The sequence below is a fragment of the Aquabacter albus genome (assembly GCF_040049275.1).
In the GTDB taxonomy this organism is placed as follows: domain Bacteria; phylum Pseudomonadota; class Alphaproteobacteria; order Rhizobiales; family Xanthobacteraceae; genus Aquabacter.
In genome coordinates this window covers 174,294-194,976 of the sequence record NZ_JBDZDT010000002.1, presented here as the reverse complement: position 1 = coordinate 194,976, position 20,683 = coordinate 174,294, and the positions used below count along the sequence as shown (strand labels likewise).

General features: G+C 69.7%; 13 protein-coding genes and 1 riboswitch. Of the genes, 9 read left to right on the top strand and 4 right to left on the bottom strand.

All coding sequences use genetic code 11. The features are described from left to right. The first annotated feature begins 29 nt into the window (after positions 1 to 29). Positions 30 to 722 (top strand): fumarylacetoacetate hydrolase family protein, encoded by a 693-nt coding sequence (locus ABLE91_RS03965; protein ID WP_348928635.1) that lies wholly within the window; start codon positions 30 to 32, stop codon positions 720 to 722. Between the two features lie 79 nt (positions 723 to 801). On the opposite strand, the gene ABLE91_RS03960 is transcribed toward ABLE91_RS03965, so the two are convergent. The 4 genes from ABLE91_RS03960 to ABLE91_RS03945 form a co-directional block, all read right to left on the bottom strand. Next, positions 802 to 2,241: an FAD-binding oxidoreductase gene (locus ABLE91_RS03960; RefSeq protein WP_348928633.1), complete on the bottom strand. Its 1,440-nt coding sequence runs from the start codon at positions 2,239 to 2,241 to the stop codon at positions 802 to 804. A gap of 211 nt (positions 2,242 to 2,452) precedes the next feature. Continuing rightward, entirely contained in the window at positions 2,453 to 3,583 is a 1,131-nt protein-coding gene (gene prfB, locus ABLE91_RS03955; RefSeq protein ID WP_348928631.1) for a peptide chain release factor 2, read from the bottom strand. Between the two features lie 221 nt (positions 3,584 to 3,804). After that, positions 3,805 to 6,255 carry a penicillin-binding protein 1A gene (locus ABLE91_RS03950; RefSeq protein WP_348928629.1) on the bottom strand — a complete coding sequence of 817 codons (2,451 nt, stop codon included), beginning with the start codon at positions 6,253 to 6,255 and terminating at the stop codon, positions 3,805 to 3,807. A gap of 268 nt (positions 6,256 to 6,523) precedes the next feature. Next, entirely contained in the window at positions 6,524 to 7,891 is a 1,368-nt protein-coding gene (locus tag ABLE91_RS03945; protein WP_348928627.1) for an N-acetylmuramoyl-L-alanine amidase, read from the bottom strand. 694 nt (positions 7,892 to 8,585) lie between these two features. Here ABLE91_RS03945 and ABLE91_RS03940 point away from each other — a divergent pair. The 8 genes from ABLE91_RS03940 to ABLE91_RS03905 all read left to right on the top strand — a co-directional run bounded on the left by ABLE91_RS03940 (position 8,586) and on the right by ABLE91_RS03905 (position 20,616). Continuing rightward, a complete protein-coding gene (locus ABLE91_RS03940; protein ID WP_348928625.1) occupies positions 8,586 to 11,609 on the top strand; it encodes an Rne/Rng family ribonuclease in 3,024 nt (1,007 codons plus the stop codon). Between the two features lie 149 nt (positions 11,610 to 11,758). After that, a riboswitch (cobalamin riboswitch) is annotated at positions 11,759 to 11,980 on the top strand. A 161-nt stretch (positions 11,981 to 12,141) separates the two neighbouring features. Beyond that, the gene (locus ABLE91_RS03935; RefSeq protein ID WP_510181906.1) at positions 12,142 to 12,498 is read left to right on the top strand and encodes a DUF1636 domain-containing protein; all 357 of its coding nucleotides are present in this window, start codon (positions 12,142 to 12,144) and stop codon (positions 12,496 to 12,498) included. Then, complete coding sequence (gene cobW, locus ABLE91_RS03930) at positions 12,495 to 13,541, top strand: cobalamin biosynthesis protein CobW (protein WP_348928622.1); 1,047 nt, start codon at positions 12,495 to 12,497, stop codon at positions 13,539 to 13,541. The genes ABLE91_RS03935 and cobW overlap by 4 nt, the downstream gene beginning before the upstream one ends. Positions 13,542 to 13,558: 17 nt before the next feature. Next, a complete protein-coding gene (gene cobN, locus ABLE91_RS03925) occupies positions 13,559 to 17,071 on the top strand; it encodes a cobaltochelatase subunit CobN (RefSeq protein WP_348928620.1) in 3,513 nt (1,170 codons plus the stop codon). Beyond that, positions 17,068 to 18,510: a precorrin-3B synthase gene (gene cobG, locus ABLE91_RS03920; protein WP_348928618.1), complete on the top strand. Its 1,443-nt coding sequence runs from the start codon at positions 17,068 to 17,070 to the stop codon at positions 18,508 to 18,510. Before cobN ends, cobG begins: the two co-directional genes overlap by 4 nt. Then, positions 18,510 to 19,145 (top strand): precorrin-8X methylmutase, encoded by a 636-nt coding sequence (locus ABLE91_RS03915; RefSeq protein WP_348928616.1) that lies wholly within the window; start codon positions 18,510 to 18,512, stop codon positions 19,143 to 19,145. Before cobG ends, ABLE91_RS03915 begins: the two co-directional genes overlap by 1 nt. Beyond that, positions 19,142 to 19,867, top strand: a complete 726-nt coding sequence (locus ABLE91_RS03910) for a precorrin-2 C(20)-methyltransferase (RefSeq protein WP_348928615.1) — start codon at positions 19,142 to 19,144, stop codon at positions 19,865 to 19,867. Before ABLE91_RS03915 ends, ABLE91_RS03910 begins: the two co-directional genes overlap by 4 nt. Further along, complete coding sequence (locus ABLE91_RS03905; RefSeq protein WP_348928613.1) at positions 19,864 to 20,616, top strand: precorrin-3B C(17)-methyltransferase; 753 nt, start codon at positions 19,864 to 19,866, stop codon at positions 20,614 to 20,616. Before ABLE91_RS03910 ends, ABLE91_RS03905 begins: the two co-directional genes overlap by 4 nt. Positions 20,617 to 20,683 lie beyond the last annotated feature (67 nt).

Here is a 20,683-nt window from a genome sequence, read left to right as displayed (position 1 = left end):
TGGTCCCCGGCCGTTCCAGAGGACCCTCCATGGCCAGCGCCTTCGTCATCCCCGCCCCCCAGGTCCCCACCCTTCCCGTGGAGGGCACCGAGGCGCTGTTCCCGGTCCACCGCATCTATTGCGTCGGCCGCAACTTCGCCGACCATGCCATCGAGATGGGCCATGACCCGAGCCGGGAGCCGCCCTTCTTCTTCCAGAAGAACCCCGACAATCTGGTCCTGAGCGGCGCCACCATCCCCTACCCCAAGCGCACCTCGGACGTGCATTACGAGATCGAGCTGGTGGTGGCGCTGAGGGAGGGCGGCGAGAACATCCCGCTCGAAAAGGCGCTCGACCATGTCTACGGCTACGGCGTCGGTATCGATCTGACCCGCCGCGACCTCCAGGGCGAGGCGAAGAAGCTCGGGCGGCCGTGGGAAGTGGGCAAGGCGTTCGAGCAGTCCGCCCCCGCCACCGCCCTGGTGCCGGCCGCGCAGATCGGCCACCCCGCCTCCGGGCGCATCTGGCTGTCGGTGAACGGCACGGTGAAGCAGGAGGGCGACCTCAACCAGATGATCTGGAAGGTGCCGGAGATGATCGCCGAGCTGTCCACCCTGTTCCGCCTCGCCCCTGGCGACCTGATCTTCGCCGGCACGCCGGCCGGGGTCGGGCCGTGCAAGGCCGGCGACGTGCTGGAAGGCGGCGTCGAGGGCGTGGGCGCGCTGAAGGTAACCATCGGCTGAGACGGACGCCTGCGATCTCGTTCGTCGCAGGCCCCAGGGGCGAAACCCGGATGCATCAGGGTTTCGCCCCCGGCACGCCTCAGGCGGCGTGCGAGGTCGCCGCGGGCGTCACGTTCTGGTTCATGCGAAACAGGTTCATGGGATCGTAGAGCTGCTTCAGCTCTGCAAGGCGACGATAGTTGCCGCCATAAGCCGCCTGCACGCGGTCGGGTTCGTCGGCGGGCATGAAGTTGATATAGGCCGTCCCCACCGCATGGGGCTTCATGGCCTCGAACAGGGCGCGGGCCCATCCGATGCAGGCTTGGTCCATGTCGGGCGTACGCCACCGCGCATGGACATTTATGACGAAGTGGGAGCTCCGCTGCGGGAAGGCCGTCGCTTCCGGAGCGACACGGCCGGCCGCCCCGCCCACATGGCCGATGAAGATCTCGCATTCCGGGCCGGGAAGATTGCGGATCGCATTCAGCAGGATGTCGATCGCCGCGTCGGACAGCTCGACGAGGTCGTGGCTTTTCCAGTAGTTGCGCGCGCCCGGCGCGAGCAGCGGGTCAAAGGCCTGCTGCCACCCGGTAAAAGGATGGGGGCCGACCACGTCAGCGATGGGCGTGCCGATGGCGCGCAGGCCTGCAGCGGCTTTTTCCCCCGCCTGCATGTCCCCGCAATAGCACATGGCGAGGACGACGATTTCCCGGCCGTGCCACTCCTCGGGAAGGAACGGCAAAGGCGGCGCCTGCCGCAGCACCGCCCAGCATGTCATTTCGTCGGGTGCCGCTTCCAGTTCCCGCCGATAGGCCCGCAGAACCCTCTCGGCATCATCGAACGGATGCACCACGAGGCCGGACAGGACCTCCGGGCCGACCCTGTGAAGCTGGAACTCGAACGCCGTCACCACGCCGAGATTTCCGCCCCCGCCGCGCAGCGCCCAGAACAGATCCGGGTTTTCCGATTGACTGGCGCGCCTCAGCTCGCCATCGGCCGTCACCACGTCCACGGACAGCAGATTGTCCAGCGTCAGGCCGAACTTCCGCGTGAGCCAGCCAAACCCGCCGCCCAGCGTGAGGCCCGCAATGCCGGTGGTCGAATTGATGCCGGTCGGCACCGCCAGCCCGAACGCCTGCGTTTCCTTGTCCACGTCGGCAAGGGTCGCCCCGGGCTCCACCCAGGCCCGCTGCGAGGCTACGTCGACGCGCACCGACCTCATCGGCGACAGGTCGATCATCAGGCCGCCATCGCAGACGGCGTTGCCGGCAATGCCGTGTCCCCCGCCGCGCACGGCGACGAGCAGGCCATTGTCACGCGCGAGATTGACGGCGGCGATCACATCCGCCGCGCCCGCGCAGCGCAGGATGAGGCCGGGCCTGCGGTCCACCATTCCGTTCCAGATGGTGCGCGCGTCGTCATACGCCCCGTCACCCTCGCCGATCAGGCTACCACGCAGTCCCGCGGCGAGCGCTTCGAGGGCGGCTGCGGGAATAGTGGTTTTCCCTGATACCAATGTGGTCAGGCTCTGGGCTTGCATGATTGTTCCTCCCGTCACCGGAAACGAACTCTCAGCCCCAGGATGTCACAGCCGGGCCATGATTGTGCGCGCACGCATGCCGTCGCTCAAGCGACAGTGCGCCGCCCTCGCCCTCGCGCCTTAGGGGCACGGGGCCACCATCCGGTGCCGCCGCCAGCATCGGCATCCCCCGGATGGAGGGTGGTCCTCTCCGAAAGGGGGAGGTCCCCGCTTATTCCACGTCCTCCACCTGCGCCGGCCCGCCGCCATAGGCGCGCTGGGCAAGAGCGGCTTCCATGAACGGGTCGAGGTCGCCGTCCAGCACCTCTTGCGGGGTGCCGGACTGCACGCCCGTGCGCAGGTCCTTCACCAGCTGATAGGGCTGGAGCACGTAGGAGCGGATCTGGTGGCCCCAGCCGATATCGGTGCGGGCCGCCTGCTCGGCAGCGGCCTGCTCCTCGCGCTTCTTCAGCTCCATCTCGTAGAGCTTGGCGCGCAGCATGTTCCAGGCGGTGGCCTTGTTCTTGTGCTGGGAGCGGTCGCCCTGCGACACCACCGCGATGCCCGTGGGGATATGGGTGAGGCGCACCGCCGATTCGGTCTTGTTCACATGCTGGCCGCCGGCACCGCCGGAGCGCATGGTGTCGATCCGCACCTCGCTCTCGTTGATCTCCACTACGATGCGGTCGTCGATCACGGGATAGACGTCGACGGAGGCGAACGAGGTTTGCCGGCGCGCGTTCGAATCGAACGGCGAGATGCGCACGAGGCGGTGCACGCCCGATTCCGTCTTCAGCCAGCCATAGGCATTATGGCCCTTCACCATGATGGTCGCGGACTTGAGGCCCGCCTGCTCGCCGGCGGATTCGTCCACCAGTTCCACCTTGAAGCCATGGCGTTCGCACCAGCGCCGGTACATGCGCAGCAGCATCTCGGCCCAGTCCTGGCTGTCGGTGCCGCCGGCGCCGGCATGGACTTCCAGATAGGTGTCGTTGGAATCCGCTTCGCCCGAGAGCAGCGCTTCCAGTTCGCGGCGCGCCAGCTCGGCCTTGAGGCCGTCGAGGGCGGCGGACGCCTCGGAGATGACGCCCTCATCGCCTTCGGCCTCGCCCAGCTCGATCAGCTCGACATTGTCTGCAAGGTCGCGATTGACCCGGTCGATGGCGCCAAGCGCATCCTCAAGGGTGGTCCGCTCCTGCATGATCTTCTGCGCACGTTCGGGCTCGTTCCAGAGGTTCGGGTCCTCGGCGATGGCGTTCAGCTCGGCGAGGCGCCGGCGCGAACGGTCCACATTGAGATGCTGGCGCAGCAGATCAACGGATGCGTTGATCTCCTCGACCTTCGCGGCGAGTTCCGCGCGCATGGCAAACCTGTCTTTCGGTTAAGGGCCGCGGAAAATAGCGACGGGGGTGGGACGTGTAAACGGGCGGCCGGCTAAAGGTTGAAAACCCGCTCTTAAGAGCCGCCGTCATGGCCGGGCTTGTCCCGGCCATCCACGGGGCTCCGCCGGGTACGGGCTAAGGGAAAGACGTGGATGCCCGGGACAAGCCCGGGCATGACGACGGTTTTAACGGCTCGAAGTCCTCAATACAGCCCGCCGGTGCCCGAGCGCACGGCCCGGTCGGCTTCCGGCGTCACGCCCAGGGACGAATCGGAGGAGCCGATGACGGAATAGCTGTCGGGCGGCGCCGTGCCGGGCTTGAAGGCTTCGAGGATGGCGTTCTCGCCGGTTCCCGCGCGCAGGCCGCTCTTGGGGTTGATGCGCACCAGCTTGATGCCGGGGGGCACGCGGAACGGAATGGCCGGACGGTCCGCCAGCGCGGTCTTCATGAAGTCGCGCACGATGGGCGCCGAGAGCACGCCGCCGGTGGCGCCCTTGCCCATGGGCTTGGGCTTGTCATAGCCGAGATAGACGCCCACCACGACTTCCGGCGTGAAGGCGACGAACCAGGCGTCCTTCTCGTCGTTGGTGGTGCCGCTCTTGCCGGCCACCGGCTTGCCCACTTCCTTCAGCGCCGTGCCGGTGCCGCGCTGGATCACGCCCTCCATCATCTCGGTGATCTGGTAGGAGGTCATGGGGTCGAGCACCACCGGGCGACGGTCGATGAGGGTCGGCTCGGGCTGGTTCTTCCAGCTCGTGGCATCGCAGCCCCGGCACTCGCGCTCGTCATGGCGGTAGATGGTGTGGCCGTAGCGGTCCTGGATGCGATCGATGAGCGAAGGCGTCACCTTCTTCCCGCCGTTCGCGATCATGGCGTAGGCGCCGGTCATGCGCATGAGCGTGGTCTCGCCCGCGCCCAGCGCCATGGAGAGCACCGGCAGCATGTCGTCATAGATGCCGAACTTCTTCGCGTATTCGGCGACGATGGGCATGCCCACGTCCTGCGCGAGGCGCACGGTCATGACGTTGCGCGACTGCTCCAGGCCGAAGCGCAGGGTCTGCGGGCCGTAGAACTTCTTGGCGTAGTTCTCCGGCGCCCAGACCGGCATGCCCGGGCCCTGGTCGATCTCGATGGGCGCGTCGAGCACCACGGTGGAGGGCGTGTAGCCATTGTCGAGCGCGGCGGAATAGACGAAGGGCTTGAAGGAGGAGCCGGGCTGGCGCAGCGCCTGGGTGGCGCGGTTGAACTGGCTCTCGTCATAGGAGAAGCCGCCGGAGAGCGCGAGCACGCGCCCCGTCAGAGGCTCCATCACCACCATGGCGCCTTCCACCTCGGGGATCTGGTGCAAGCGGTACTGGCCGTCCTTGCCGGCGAGCGGCTCCACATAGACGACGTCGCCCGGCTTCACCACCTGAGCCACCGAGGACACCGCCCTGCCGGCGTCCGGCCCGCGGGTCCAGCGCGCCCATTTCACGCCGTCCAGCGTGAGAAGGCCGATATCGCGCTGGGAGGAGACGCCGCCGCCCTTCTCGCGCGCCGGCTGGAAGCCGATGCGCGCCGAATCCTTGTCGGCGGAAAGCACGACGGCGAGCTTCCAGGGAATGTCGTAGAACGCCTTCACCTCGGCGAGCTTGGCGCCCCAATCGCCGGAAATGTCGATGGTCTTATAGGGGCCGCGCCAGCCGCGCTGTTCGTCGAAGCGGATGAGGCCGTCGGACAGGGTCTTCTTGGCGATCACCTGGAGCTTAGGGTTGAGCGCCGTGCGCACCGAGAGCCCGCCCTCATAGAGCTTGGTCTCGCCATAGCGCTCATAGATCTGCCGGCGCACTTCCTCGGCATAATATTCCGCCGCGAAGATCTGCGCGCCGGAGGGGCGCGGGGTCACGTTGAGCGGCGACTTGCGGGCCACCTCCGCCTGCTCGTTGGAGATGTAGCCGTTCTCGGCCATGCGATCGATGACCCAGTTGCGCCGTTCGATGGCGCGGTCGCGGTCGCGGAAGGGGTTGTAGGAGGACGGCGCCTTGGGCAGGGCCGCAAGATAGGCGGCCTCGGCCGGCGTCAGCTCGTCCACGGACTTGTCGAAATAGACCAGGGCCGCCGCGGCGATGCCGTAGGCGCCCATGCCGAGATAGATTTCGTTCAGATACAACTCGAGGATGCGGTCCTTGGAATAGGCGCGCTCGATGCGCAGCGCCAGGAGCGCTTCCTTGATCTTGCGGTCGATGGAGACTTCGTTGGTGAGCAGGAAGTTCTTCGCCACCTGCTGGGTGATGGTGGAGGCGCCCTGCGGCCGGCGGTTGGTGCCGTAATTCTGAAGGTAGACCAGGCCCGCGCGGAAGATGCCCGATGGGTCGATGCCGCCATGCTCGTAGAAATTCTTGTCCTCGGCGGCCAGGAACGCCTCGATCACCAGCTTGGGCACGGACTGGATGGGGATATAGAGCCGGCGCTGGCGCGCCCATTCCGCCACCAGGGCGCCATCGTCCGCATGGACGCGCGTCATCACCGGCGGCTCATAATTCTGGAGCTGCGAATAGTCAGGCAGGTCCTGGGAATATTTCCACACGAAATAGGTAGCCACGCCCGCCCCGACCATGAGCACGACCGTGCCCAGGGCGAACAGAAAGCCGAAGAATCTCAACAGCAGCCGCATTCGCCGGCTCCTCCCGCGCAAGACCCGCTCACGGGCCCCGCTGCAACCTGTTCCGCATGTTCCGCCGATCCAGCTCGGCGGCGTCCTCTGGCGCGTGTGTAACGCACGCAGCCGGCAATGGTCCCGCTATGTTGGCCAAAAGTGGCCGCTTCACGGCCACGGTCCACACCTGCGAGGCGATCGCGCGCAGATGATGCCCGGAAAGCACGCCCGCCGCCAGTCGCTCCGCTACTCCCCCGCTTGCGGGTCGGGGGACTCAAGACGGCATTCACTTCCCGGCCGGAGCCGCCGGAATGGAGCCGGTGATGCCGGCGGTGCGGGTGGCGAAGAAATTGTCGATGGCGTCAGACATGGCACCGGTGACCTTGTCGCGCCAGGCGTCGGAGGTCATGAGCTTCAGGTCCTCGCGGCTCGACATGTAGCCGAGCTCCACCAGGACTGACGGAACGTCATGGGCCTTGAGCACGCGGAAGCCGGCCGACTTCAGCGGCGATTTATGGATCTTGCCCGTCGCCTTCATGGCCCCCACCAGAGTGCGGGCAAACGTGGCGGAGAAATTCTTGGTCTCGCGCTGGGCGAGGTCGAACAGGATGCCCGCCACCTCGTCGCTTTCCTCGGACAGATCGACGCCGGCGATGAGGTCCGCCTTGTTCTCCACCTCGGCGAGGCGCGCGGCTTCCGAATCCGAGGCGGTCTCGGACAAGGTGTAGACGCTCGCGCCGCGCGCCTGCCCGTCATTGCTGGCGAGGGCGTCGGCATGGATGGAGACGAAAAGGGCCGCGCGATTGGTGCGGGCGATCTTCACCCGCTCGCCGAGCGCGACGAAGGTGTCCGTGGAGCGGGTGAGCAGCACGCGATAGCGCCCGCCTTGCTCCAGCTTGGTGCGCAGCGCCAGGGCCACGTCGAGCACGATATTCTTCTCGGCATAGGCGCTGGCGCCTGTGGTGCCCGAATCGACGCCGCCATGCCCCGGGTCGAGCACGATGACCGGCCGCGCATCGGTATCGGGCACAGCGCCGTGCAGCGCGGCGACCGTGGTGGTGGGCGCGCCCCGCGCCTCGGCGGCGGTGGCCACGTTGCTGGCGAAGCTTGCGGCATCGGTCTTCACAAGATCGAGAACCAGACGCGCGGGCTGGTCCTCCGCCGGATCGAGCACGAACGCCTTGTCGATGGCCACCGGCTCGGCCACGTCCAGCACCATGCGCGCCTTGCCCGGCGCGAACACGCCGTAGCGGTAGGTGGAGACCAGGCCCCGCTTCGTCTGGACCTTGGCGGGCTCGAACGTGAAGGTCACGTCGGAGAGGTCGACGATCACGCGATAGGGGTTGGTGAGGGTGAAGGCCCGGAACTCCACCTTGCGGCTGAGATCGATGACGAGGCGGGTGCGCTGCTCGTCGCCGGCAAGCCGGGCGTCCAGGGCGCGCACGGGGCCGGTTTCGGCCGCAACGGCCTCGGGTCGGGCGGCGATGCGCACCGGCTGGTCGGCCTGCTGGGCCGCGGCCGTGCCGACAGTGAAGAGAAAGGCAAGGGCCGCCAGGGAGACGCGACAGAACGCCGCGCCGGGCACAAGGCCGGCGAGCCTGTCATTCCGTGGACCGGACAGACCGGCCCCGGCTCGAAGCGCGCGCGCCGACATCGGCTCCCGACCTCCCGAACCCCCGTCCTGCGACGCTTCTTCCCGAAGCGATCTGTACCGGATAGGCCAATCGGCGTTAACCGGAGGTTCACGGCTGCCCACAGTTCTCTCCGTCTCGTGGCTCCGCCGCAACAGCGGGTCGGCAGATTATTGCCGACGAAAAAGGCATGAACCTTGCCAAAGCAGGATGTGCACGTCTAAGAAAGACGGGCATACGGTTCGCGTTCCGGAATTGGCTGTTCGGCCCCGGTGTCGCGGCTTCCGCCTGATGCCACCTACACCCGGACTTCCGGGCTGGCCGGCATCTTCCGTCGCAGGCTGCTCAACGATCATGCGTGGGGGCCGACGCGGCGAGCGCATCTCACCATGCGCTTGGACGGACGCCCGCGTCGCCTCGATCTACCGAAAAGCCCGATCCGAAGGGGGATCGAGCTGCCGTATGCCGGGTCGGACGCTCCGTCCGGTCCAAAGTTCGCTGAGGGACGAGTAGCCGAAGGCATGGACGTTCAAATGCACGACAGGCGCGCCCAGCGTGCCACCGCGTGCCCCGACGCCGAGGGCGTCGAGACGTTGCCTTCGTGCCTGCGTCCCCCACTTCCCTCCCTATCCTATTTCCGGCGTATCGGCGGTTCGCAGGCTTTGCCGCGCCGACCGTCGCGGGGCCTTGCCCCCGGCGCCGCCCAGAGAGAATTCCATGGCAAACAAGATGCTTATCGATGCCACCCACCCGGAGGAGACCCGGGTGGTGGTCGTGCGCGGCAACCGGGTCGAAGAATTCGACTATGAGGCCGCGTCCCGCAAGCAGCTGCGGGGCAACATCTATCTTGCGAAGGTGACGCGGGTGGAGCCCTCGCTCCAGGCGGCGTTTGTGGAATATGGTGGCAACCGCCACGGCTTCCTCGCCTTCAGCGAAATCCATCCCGATTATTACCAGATCCCCGTCGCCGACCGCCTCGCTTTGATCGAAGAGGAGGAGCGCGCCGCCCGCCTCGCCGATGAGGAGGAGGAGCGCCGCGACCGCCGCCGCTCGCGCCCCCGCCGCTCGCGCCGGGACGAGACGGTCTCCGAGACCGCGGAGGACGAGGACCAGGACAGCGGCTCCGGCAATGTGGAGGAGATCGACGATTCCGACGTGGTCGAGACCATCGAGGACGGCCAGATCTCCGGCGGCGACCGGGACGACGACGAGGACGACGACCACGACGATACGGACGACCACGCGGAGGCGGACGACCGCGAGGAGGCCGAGGCCCGCACTGAGGCGGAAGCCCGGCCGCACATCGCCGAGGAGATGTTCGCGCACGTCGAAGAGACGGTGACCGTCGAGGCGCTGCCCGCTCCGCAGGAGCAGGCCGCGACCGACGAAACCGCAATCGCCGCAGAGGCCCCCGAGGCCGAGCGCGAGGAAGCCCCGGCGCTTCAGGCGGAGCCCGTGATGGCGCCCGCCGGCGATGCCGAAGCGGCACCCGAGGCCGAGGCCGGCGCCGAGACTGATACCTCCGAAGAGGCCCGCCGCACCGATGACGGCGAGGATGAGGACGACGACGAAGACGACGAGGAGCATGAAGAGGACGAGGTGGAGCAGATGGGCTCCGCCGACGCCATGGAAGAGGTGCCCGTGCGCTCCCAGCAGCGCCGCGCCCGCTCCTACAAGATCCAGGAAGTGATCCGCCGCCGGCAGGTGATGCTGGTGCAGGTGGTGAAGGAGGAGCGCGGCAACAAGGGCGCGGCGCTCACCACCTATCTCTCCTTGGCCGGCCGCTATTCCGTGCTGATGCCCAACACCGCGCGCGGCGGTGGCATCTCCCGCAAGATCACCAATGCGGTGGACCGCAAGCGCCTGAAGGAAGTGGTGCAGGACCTGGAGGTGCCCGAGGGAATGGGCATCATCCTGCGCACCGCCGGCGCCAACCGCACCAAGGTCGAGATCAAGCGCGACTTCGAATATCTGCTGCGGCTGTGGGAGACGGTGCGCGAGCTCACCCTCTCCTCCTCCGCGCCGAACCTCGTCTATGAGGAAGGCTCGCTCATCAAGCGCGCCATCCGCGACCTCTACAACAAGGACATCGACGACATCCACGTCGCCGGCGAGGACGGCTATCGCGAAGCGCGCGACTTCATGCGCATGCTGATGCCGACCCACACCAAGAACGTCATCGCCTATCGCGAGCCCCAGCCCATCTTCGCGAAGTATGGGGTGGAGCATCAGCTCGACGCCATGTTCTCGCCGGTGGTGCAGCTGAAGAGCGGCGGCTACATCGTCATCAACCCCACCGAAGCCCTGGTCTCCATCGACGTGAATTCCGGCCGCGCCACGCGCGAGCATCACATCGAGGACACCGCGCTCAAGACGAACGTGGAAGCCGCCGAGGAGATCGCCCGGCAGCTTCGCCTGCGCGACCTCGCCGGGCTCATCGTCATCGACTTCATCGATATGGAGGAGAAGCGCAACAACCGGGCGGTGGAGCGCAAGCTCAAGGATTGCCTGAAGAACGACCGGGCGCGCATCCAGGTCGGCCGCATCTCCCATTTCGGCCTCATGGAGATGTCCCGCCAGCGTATCCGCACCGGCGTTCTGGAAAGCTCCATCGAGGTGTGCCCCACCTGCGGCGGCACGGGCCATGTGCGCTCCGCCGCCTCGGTGGCGCTCCAGCTGCTGCGCGCGTTCGAAGAGCAGCTGCTGCGCAGCGCGACCCACAACCTCATCGCCCGCACCCGCTCCGAAGTGGCGCTCTATGTGCTGAACCAGAAGCGCTCGCACCTGCGCGAGCTGGAGGAGCGCTTCTCCGTCACGCTCACCATCAGCGCCGACGAACGCGTCACCGGCCACCAGCCCTTCATCATCGAGAAGGGCGACCAGGCCGTTCCTGCCCCCGCCGCGCCGCGCCCCGGCAAGGTGGTGCAGCCTGATTCCATCCTTCCGGACGAGGAGTTCGAGGAGGAAGACGAGGAGAATCTGGAGGAGGTCTCCGGCGCCGAACCCGAAGGCGATGAGCCCGAGGAGCGCGGCGAGACCACCGAGGAGGCCAACAACCGCCGCAAGCGCCGCCGCCGGCGCCGTCGTGGCGGCGAGCGCGAGGGCGAGCCCCGCGAGGCGCGGCCCGAGGGCGAAGCCGCCGAGGAGGGCGATGAGCCCGCCGGCGAAGGCGAGGCCGAAGAGGGCGACGAGGACGAGCGCGGCGAAGGCCGCGGGACGGAGGCCGATCGCCGGCGCCGTCGGCGCGGCCGTCGTGGCGGCCGTCGCAACCGGCGCGAGGGCGAGGATGCCCCGCTCCAGGCCGATGGCGAAGGCAGTGAAGGCGAGGCCGGAGAGGATGACGGCGGCGCCGAAGACGATGCCGTGATCCACGTCTCCATCGAGCCGCTGGCCGGCGCGCCGGAATCCGTGGCCGAGATCAGCGCTCCCACCCCGGAGCCGGCACCGCCCGCCCCGGCCCCCACGGCCCCGGAGCTTCCCGCCGCCGAAGAGCCCAAGCCGACCCGCCGCCGGTCCACGGTGCGCGAGAAGGCGCCGGTGGTCGGCAGCCTGGTGCCCGAGCCCGCGCCCGTCGCCGAGACTGCCGGCGAAGAGACCTCCGGCGTGGAGACCGCCTCGGTCCCCGTCGCCGATGCGGACATCGTCGCCGCACCGGTTCAGGAAACCTCTGCTCCGGCCCAGGACCTGCCGCCCGAAAAGCGCCGCTCCGGCTGGTGGCAGCGCAAGCTGTTCGGCGAGTGAGCCTCTAGGAACAGCGGTCATCCCCGGGCTTGACCCGGGGATCTCCAGGAATGACGGGAGATGGCCGGGTCAAGCCCGGCCATGACGGCTGGGAGGTTACGGCTTCCCGGGCAACCTGCCCTGAGATTGACTTCCCTCCCCGCCCACCCTTTAGTGGCCCGGTCGAAGGTTCCGGTCCGGCAGAGTCGGATCGGTGAAGAGGGAATGCGGTGCGGCGCGAGGAAGCGCCAATGCCGCGGCTGCCCCCGCAACTGTAAGCGGAGAGTCTCGACCGAAAAGCCACTGGAGACCGGCCGCGCCGGCCCCTCCGGGAAGGCGGCCCGAGACGGTGACCCGCGAGCCAGGAGACCTGCCCTCGACACAATCGCGCGCCGGGCGGGGTGCCCTGGCAAGGCGGTTTTGCGTCGGCTTTGGCGCGCTTTCCGCACCCGCAGGACCCGCTTTGGAGCGACCCGCGCCCACCGAGACGCCCGACGACCGGCCCGATGACACGGCCTCCGCAGGCCCGCGCGATGCGGCGCCCGCCGTCACCCTGTTCGTCTGCCAGACCTGCCGCACGCCCGGCACGCCGCCCGAGGATGCGCCCCAGGGCGCCCGCCTCGCGGAGGCTGTGCGCGCCGCCGCCCATGACCCTGATGTGGAGGTGAAGCCGGTGCGCTGCCTCTCCAACTGCAAGCGCGGCCTTTCCGCCGCCATGGTCCGGGCCGGCGGCTGGTCCTACGTGTTCGGCGATCTCACCCCTGCGTCCGCGCCCGACCTTCTCGCGGGCGCTACCCTCTTCGCCGGCTCCACCGACGGCCTCATGCCGTGGCGCGGCCGGCCCGACTGCCTCAAGCGCGGCATGATCGCCCGCGTGCCGCCCCTCTTCTTCACCGAGGAACCCCGATGACCAGCCTCGCCCGCGTCCCCTGCACCATCGTCACCGGCTTCCTCGGCGCCGGGAAGACGACCCTCATCCGCCACATCCTCGAGAATGCCGGGGGGCGGAAGCTCGCTGTGATCGTCAATGAATTCGGCGACGTGGGCATAGACGGCGAGATCCTGAAGGGCTGCGGCATCGAGAGCTGCCCGGAGGAGAATATCGTCGAACTCTCCAATGGCTGCCTGTGCTGCACCGTGGCGGATGATTTCGTGCCGGCCCTGGACAAGATTCTCGCCCGCCCCGGCATCGACCACATCCTCATCGAGACCTCCGGCCTCGCTCTGCCCAAGCCGCTGGTGCAGGCGTTTCATTGGCCGGCCATCAAGAGCCGCGTGACCGTGGATGGCGTGGTGGCGGTGGTGGATGGCCCCGCGCTTGCCGAAGGCCGTGTCGCCGATGATCTCTCCGCCCTCGCCGCCCAGCGCGCGGCGGACGACACGCTCGACCATGACGATCCCGTGGAAGAGGTGTTCGAGGACCAGATCGCCTGCGCCGACCTCGTCATCATCGCCAAGTCCGACCTTCTGGACGCGGCCGGCGCGGAAATCGCAGCCGCCCGCGTGGCGGCGGTACTGCCCCGCGCGGTGTCCGTGGTGCGTGCGGCAGGCGGAAAGGTGGACCCGGCCATCCTGCTCGGCCTCGGCGTAGGCACCGAGGACGAGATCGAGAACCGCAAGACCCATCATGACGACGAGCTGGACCACGACCACGACGATTTCGATAGCTTCGTCCTTCCCATTCCCGAGATCGCCGAGCCGGCGGCGCTGGCTGCGCGCGTCTCGGAAGCCGCCGCTCTGCCCGGCGTGCTGCGGGTGAAGGGGTTTGCCAGCGTCTCCGGCAAGCCCATGCGCCTCCTCGTGCAGGGGGTGGGCACCCGCGTCTCGCACCAGTTCGACCGCGCCTGGGGGCCGAACGAGGCCCGCAGGGGCGCGCTGGTGGTGATCGGGCTGAAGGGCTTCGACCGGAACGCCGTGGAAGAGGCGGTGCTGGCGGTTACGCCCGCCGCCTGAAGGTTTAGAGTGGGCTGATGCATCTTCTTTCGAGCACATCGGCCACCATCGAGGATCTGGCGGAGCCCATCGACCTCCGCCAGCCCCCGGCCGACCTGCTCGCGCTCTCCTTCACCGACAGCGACCTGCTGGCGCTCGGCGCCGCATGGCGGGCGGAGCGGGCGACGCTGCCGAGCCTGCGCCTCGCGCGCCTGAAGGATCTGCGCCACCCCATGTCCGTGGACCTCTGGCTGGAGCGCTCCGCGCGCCACGCCAAGGTGATCGTGGCGCGGGTTCTGGGTGGGCTCGACTGGTGGCGCTACGGGGCGGAGCGGCTGTCAGCTCTGGCCTGGGCGCAAGGGATCAAGCTGGCGCTGCTGCCGGGGGAAGACCAGGACGACCACCGCCTCGCGGCCCTTTCGACTTTGGAGCGGGAGGAGTGGGCCTTGTGGCTCGCTTATTTCCGCGCCGGCGGCCCGGACAATATGCGCGCCTTGCTGCGGCTGATGGCGGGGCAGGCGGAGGTCCTGCCACCGCGGGATGTGCCGGCGGCGGCATTTTATTCTTCTCGTTCTCCGTCATGGCCGGACTTGATCCGGCCATCTCCCGCAGAACCGGGTGCGGCCGGATCCCCAAGAGATCCCCGGGTCAAGCCCGGGGATGACGTCGTGGGGGTGTCCCCCTCCCCCCTTGAGGGGGAGGGTCGGGGTGGGGGGTATGGCGCCGCCAGCACCACCCCCGCCGGCACAAGCGGAGAGATACCCCCCACCCTGCCCTCCCCCTCAAGGGGGGAGGGTTCCCAGCGCGGGAGGGAAGGCACTGGCGTCGCGCGGGAAGACACACCCCGCGCCCTCATCCTCTTCTACCGCTCCATGTGGCTCGCCGGGGACGCCGCCCCCATCGACGCCCTCTGCGGCGCCCTCGCCGCGCGCGGCATGGTGCCGATCCCCCTCTTCGTCTCCTCCCTGAAGGATCCCGCCGCCCGCGCCTTCGCCCGCAGCGCCATTGCCGCGCACGCACCGCACGTCATCATCACCGCCACCGCCTTCGCCGCCGGAGACGCGGACGACCTCTTCCCTGCCGGCGGCCCGCCGGTGCTCCAGGCCATTCCCGCCACCACCGCCCGCTCCGCCTGGGCGGCAAGCCCGCGCGGCCTCGCCGCCGCCGACCTCGCCATGCATGTGGTGCTGCCGGAACTGGACGGGCGCGTGCTGGCGGGCGCCCTCTCCTTCAAGGACACGGCCGCCCGCGACGACGACCTCGCCTTCTCCGCCGCCCTCAACCGCGCCGAGCCGGAGGGCGTCGCCCATGTGGCGGGCCGCGCGGCGGCGTTGGCGCGGCTCGCCTGCACGCCGCGCGTGAAGCGGCGGCTCGCCATCCTCATGCCTGATTATCCCGGCGCGCCGGGGCGCACCGGCTATGCAGTGGGCCTCGACGTGCCGGAAAGCGTGCGGCTCCTGCTCCGCACCCTTGCCGCCGAGGGCTATGATGTGCCCGCCGCGCCCGCAACGGCCCGCGCGCTTCTGGACGGCATCGCCCCATCCGGCGCCTTCCCCCTCGCGGACTATCGCGTGCACCTCTCCATCCTCCCCGACACGCTCCAGGCGCAGATGACGGTCGCCTGGGGCGCGCCCGAGGATGACCCGGACGTGAAGGGCGCCGCCTTCCAATTCCGCGCCGCCCGCTTCGGCAAGGCGCTGGTCGCCCTCGCGCCGGACCGGGGCACCTCGCTGGACCGGCGGGCGGATTATCACGACCCCGCTTTGCCGCCGCGCCATGCCTTGCTCGCCTTCGGCCTGTGGCTTCAGCAGCACTTCGATGCGCTCATTCATATGGGCGCCCACGGCACCCTGGAATGGCTGCCCGGCAAGGCGGCGGCGCTTACGCCCGCCTGCTTTCCCCGCGCGGTGCTGGGCGCGCTGCCGGTCATCTATCCCTTCATCGTCAGCAATCCGGGCGAGGCCGCCCAGGCCAAGCGCCGCATTGCCGGCGTCACCCTCGGCCACCTGCCGCCGCCCCTTGCGGGAGCGGAGCTCACGGAGGCCGAGCGCCGGCTGGAGCGGCTGGTGGACGAATATGCCGGCGCCGACGGCCTCGACACCCGCCGTCGGGACAGGCTCGCGCGCCTCATCGTGGAAGCGGCCGGCGAGACGGGCCTCGCCCGGCAGGCCGGCGTCGCGGCGGAGACCGACCCCGACGAGGCGCTGAAGCGCATCGATGCCTGGCTGTGCGACCTGAAGGATCTCGCCGTCAAAGACGGCCTTCATATCTTTGGTGCCGCCTCCGGCGATCCGGAGCGTGACGCCAGCGGAGCGGCGGAGCGGGCCGCGCTCCTCACCGCGTTGGACGGCCGCCATGTTGCCCCCGGCCCTTCCGGCGCTCCGGCGCGCGGGCGGCGGGACGTGCTGCCCACGGGCCGCAACCTCTTCACCGCCGATCCGCGCCATCTGCCCACCGCCACCGCCATGGATCTCGGCCGCCTCGCGGCAGACGAGGTGGTGCGCGCCTATCTCCAGGAGCATGGCGAATATCCCCGCGCGGTGGTGATCGACCTTTGGGGCAGCGCCACATTGCGCACCGGCGGCGAGGAGATCGCCCAGGGGCTCCACCTCATGGGCTGCCGCCCGGTCTGGGACGGCGACAGCGGCCGTGTCACCGGCATCGAGGTGCTGCCGCCTGCGGTCCTCGGCCGCCCGCGCGTGGACGTGACTTGGCGCATCTCCGGCCTGTTCCGCGATGTCTTCCCCGCCCAGCTCGCGCTGCTCGATGCCGCCGCCCGCGCTGTGGCGGCACGTGAGGACGAGGCGGACGACAACCCGCTCGCCGCTGCCATCCGAGCCGGGGGCGATGGCGCCCGCATCTTCGGCTCCGCGCCGGGCAGCTATGGCGCGGGCATCGAGGACCGCCTCGCCACTGGGCGCTTTTCCGAGCGCACCGAGCTGGGCCGCGCCTATCTCGATGCCACGGGCTTTGCCTATGGCGGCCCCGAGGGCACGGCGCGCCCGAGCGAGGCTTTCGCCGGGCGCATCGCCACGGCCGATGCCTTGATCCACGGCGCTGACGATCCCGGCCGCGACCTGCTGGACGGCGGCGAGGACGCGGCCTTCATGGGCGGCTTCGCCTCCGCCGCCGCTTTGCTCGGGCGCGCCGCCGACCTCGTGGTTCTGGATACAAGCGACCCGCACCGCCCCCGCGCGCGCCGCCTGAAGGATGCGCTCGCGCGGATCGTCCATGGCCGCGTCTCCGCCCGCTTCATCGCCGGCCAGATGCGCCACGGCCCGCGCGGCGCGGCGGAGCTGGCGGAAACCGTGGACCGCCTCGTCGCCTTCGCCGAGACCACCCACCAGGTGCCTGGCGAATTGCTGGACCAGCTCCACGCCGCCTATCTGGCGAACGCCGAGGTGCGCGCCTTCCTGCTGCGCGAGAACCCCCAGGCGGCCCGCGCCATGGCGGCGCGCTTCGAGGATGCCCGCCGGCGCGGCCTCTGGCACCCTCGCCGCAACGACCTCGACGGCGACCTCGCCGCCTTGCGCGCGGAGGCTGTCGAATGAACGCCCACGCCCGCCGCCGCGGCGCCTGCCCCGCCTTGAGCGCCCCCATGGAGACGGGCGACGGGCTTCTGGTGCGGCTGATGCCGCAGGACGGCACCCTCTCGCCCGCCGCCTTGGCCAGGCTTGCCGCAGCGGCGCGGGATTTCGGCAACGGCATCCTGGAGGTGACCGCGCGCGGCAGCCTGCAATTGCGCGGCCTGCGGGCGGAGACGACGGGGCCGCTCAACGCCGCCGTGAACGCATTGGGCATCCGCGCGCGGGAGGGGCTCTCGATCGACATCTCCCCTCTGGCGGGACTGGATGCCACCGAGATCGCCGATGCGCGGCCTTTGGCGGAGGCCGTGCGCGCGGGTGTCGCCGGGATTGCGGCGCGGCTCGGGCCGAAGGTCTCCGTGGTGATCGATGGCGGCGGGGTGGTGTCCCTCGATGCGCTGAAGGCCGATGTCCGGCTGAAGGCGCGGGAGGATGGCGCCTGGGATGTGGCGCTGGCGGGGGATGCGGAGGGAGCGGTTTTTCTGGGCGTTGTTGATGCGGTGGAGACGGCAGACGTCGTCGGCACCCTGCTGGAAAAGATCGCGGCGCTCGGGCCGACCGGGCGGATGGCGGATGTGGTGGCAGCCGGGGATACCTCCCTTTTCGATGCCGCGTTCCCCCTCCCCAACCCTCCCCCGCAAGCGGGAGAGGGAGTCCGGCTGCGCCCGGCCGCAGATCAATTCTCATCCAACTTCGAAGCCCATCCCCGCCCCACTCCATCGCGCCCCCTCTCCCGCTTGCGGGGGAGGGTTGGGGAGGGGGAAAGGCGCGGCCTCCGGACTGGTGCGCCCATCGCTCTCACCGATGCCACCTTCGCCCTCGCCATCGCCCTCCCCTTCGGCGTGGCCGATGCGGAGATGATGGCCGCCCTCGCCCGCGCCGCCGCCCGTCACGAGGCCCGCGACCTGCGCCCCGCACCATCGCGCACCCTCCTTGCCGTCGGCCTCTCCCGGAACAGTGCCGCCGCCCTCGCCCGGGACGCCGAACGCCTCGGCTTCATCCTCGATCCCGCAGATCCGCGCCGCGCCGTCATCGCCTGCCCCGGCGCGCCCGCCTGCGCCTCCGGGCGGATCGCCGCGCGGGCCATGGCGCCGCAGATCGCCACCGCCCTCGCCCCGCTGCTGGATGGCTCGGTCACAATCCATGTCTCCGGCTGCGCCAAGGGGTGCGCGCACCCGGCCCCCGCGACCCTCGTCATCGTGGGGCGCGACGAAGGACCCATGGACTCCGCCGCCGCCCTTATGCGACACGGCACAGTCGCGTCCCCGCCCGAACGCGTCCTTGCCGAACGCGGCCTCCTCCCCGCCCTCGCCTGCCTCGCGCAGGCGGAGCGGAAGGCGGGGGAAAGCGGCGCCGACCTTCTCTCACGCCTCGATCTCGCGGCGGTTCTGGAGCCTTCGTCCTGATGGGTGCCACGTTTGATTATGTCCGCGACGGCACCGCCATCTATGAGCGCTCCTTCGCCATCATCCGCGCGGAAGCCGACCTCTCGCGCTTCTCGGAGGACGAGGCGGACGTGGCCGTGCGCATGGTGCATGCCTGCGGGCTCGTGGAGGCGGCGCGGGACTTCGTGTTCGGCCCCGGCTTCGTCGCCGCCGCCCGCGCCGCGCTCAAAGCCGGCGCGCCCATCCTGTGCGATGCGCAGATGGTGGCGCACGGCGTCACCCGCGCCCGCCTGCCCGCCCATAACGAGGTGATCTGTACTCTGCGGGATCCCACCGTGCCGGCGCTGGCGGAAAAGCTCGGCACCACCCGCTCGGCGGCGGCGCTGGAGCTGTGGCGCGAGCGCTTGGAGGGCGCTGTGGTGGCCATCGGCAATGCGCCCACCGCCCTCTTCCACCTTCTTGAAATGCTGGATGCCGGCGCGCCCCGCCCCGCCGCCATTCTCGGCATGCCCGTGGGCTTCGTGGGGGCGGCGGAATCCAAGGATTCGCTGGCGCAGGATTCGGGTGGCGTGCCCTTTGCCATCGTGCGCGGGCGGCTCGGCGGCAGCGCCATCACGGCGGCGGCGCTCAACGCTCTGGCGAGGGCAGGCGTATGAGCGGGCGGCTGATCGGGGTGGGCGTCGGGCCGGGCGATCCGGAACTGATGACCTTCAAGGCAGCGCGGGCCATCCGCGAGGCGGATGTGGTGGCCTATTTCGCCAAGGCGGGGAACGGCAGCCACGCGCGCGCCATCGCCGCGCAGCACTTCACTGAGGGCGTGCAGGAACTGCCCCTGCTCTATCCCGTCACCACCGAGATCCACCGCCACGATCCCGCCTATCGCGAGGCCATCGCCGCCTTCTACGAAGCCTCCGCCATGACGGTGGCCGCGCGTTTGGAGGCCGGTAAAACGGTGGCGGTGCTGAGCGAGGGCGACCCGCTTTTCTATGGCTCCTACATGCATCTGCATGTGCGCCTGTCCCAGCGCTTTCCGGCGGAGGTGATCGCCGGGGTGACGGGCATGTCCGGCTGCTGGTCCATGGTGGGCGTGCCCATCGCACAGGGCGACGACGTGCTCATGGTGCTGCCCGGCACGCTGGAGGAGGCCGAGCTGGCGCGGCGCCTTCGGGAGGCGGACGCGGCGGTGATCATGAAGGTGGGCCGCAATTTGCCGAAGATCCGCCGGGCGCTCGCCGCCGCCGGGCGCCTCGGCCGCGCGCATTATGTGGAACGCGGCACCATGACGGGCTGCGCCACTGTCCCCCTCGCTGAGCGGCCCGATACGCCCGCGCCCTATTTCGCCATGGTGCTGGTGCCCGGCTGGGAGCGGCCGGAATGAGCGGCCATCTCTGCGTCGTCGGCCTCGGCCCCGGCGCGCCGGAGCAGATGACGCCGGAGGCGGTCGCGGCCCTCGATGCGGCGGACGAATTGTTCGGCTACGGCCCCTATCTCGACCGGGTGGTCCTGCGCGAAGGCCAGGTCCGCCACGCCTCGGACAATCGTGAGGAGCTGTCCCGCGCCGGCGCCGCCCTGGCCCGGGCGGCGGCGGGGGCGAAGGTGGCCATGGTCTCCGGCGGCGATCCCGGCGTGTTCGCCATGGCGGCGGCGGTATGCGAGGCCATCGAGGCGGGGCCGGAGGACTGGCGCCGGGTGGAGATGCAGGTGGTGCCCGGCGTCACGGCCATGCTGGCGGTGGCCGCGCGGGTGGGTGCGCCTTTGGGCCATGATTTCTGCGCCATCAACCTCTCCAATAATCTGAAGCCCTGGGAACTGCTGGAACGGCGCCTGACGGCGGCGGCGGAGGCCGGCTTCGTAGTGGCGCTCTACAACCCCGTCAGCCGTGCCCGCCCCTGGCAGCTCGGCGCGGCGTTCGATCTTCTGCGCGGGGTACTGCCGGGCACGGTGCCGGTGGTGTTCGGCCGCGCCGCCGGGCGGGCGGACGAGCGCATCACTATCGTGCCTCTGGCGGAAGCCGACGGGGGTATGGCGGACATGGCGACGTGCGTGATCATCGGCTCGGCGGCGACGCGGGTGGTGGAGCGGCCGGGGCTCGCACCGCTGATATATTCGCCGCGGAGCGCAGAATGAAGGCGCGTGCCTTCTCCCCCACCTCGTCTCTCCCTCCCCCCTTGCGGAGGAGGGTGCGCGCCGTACA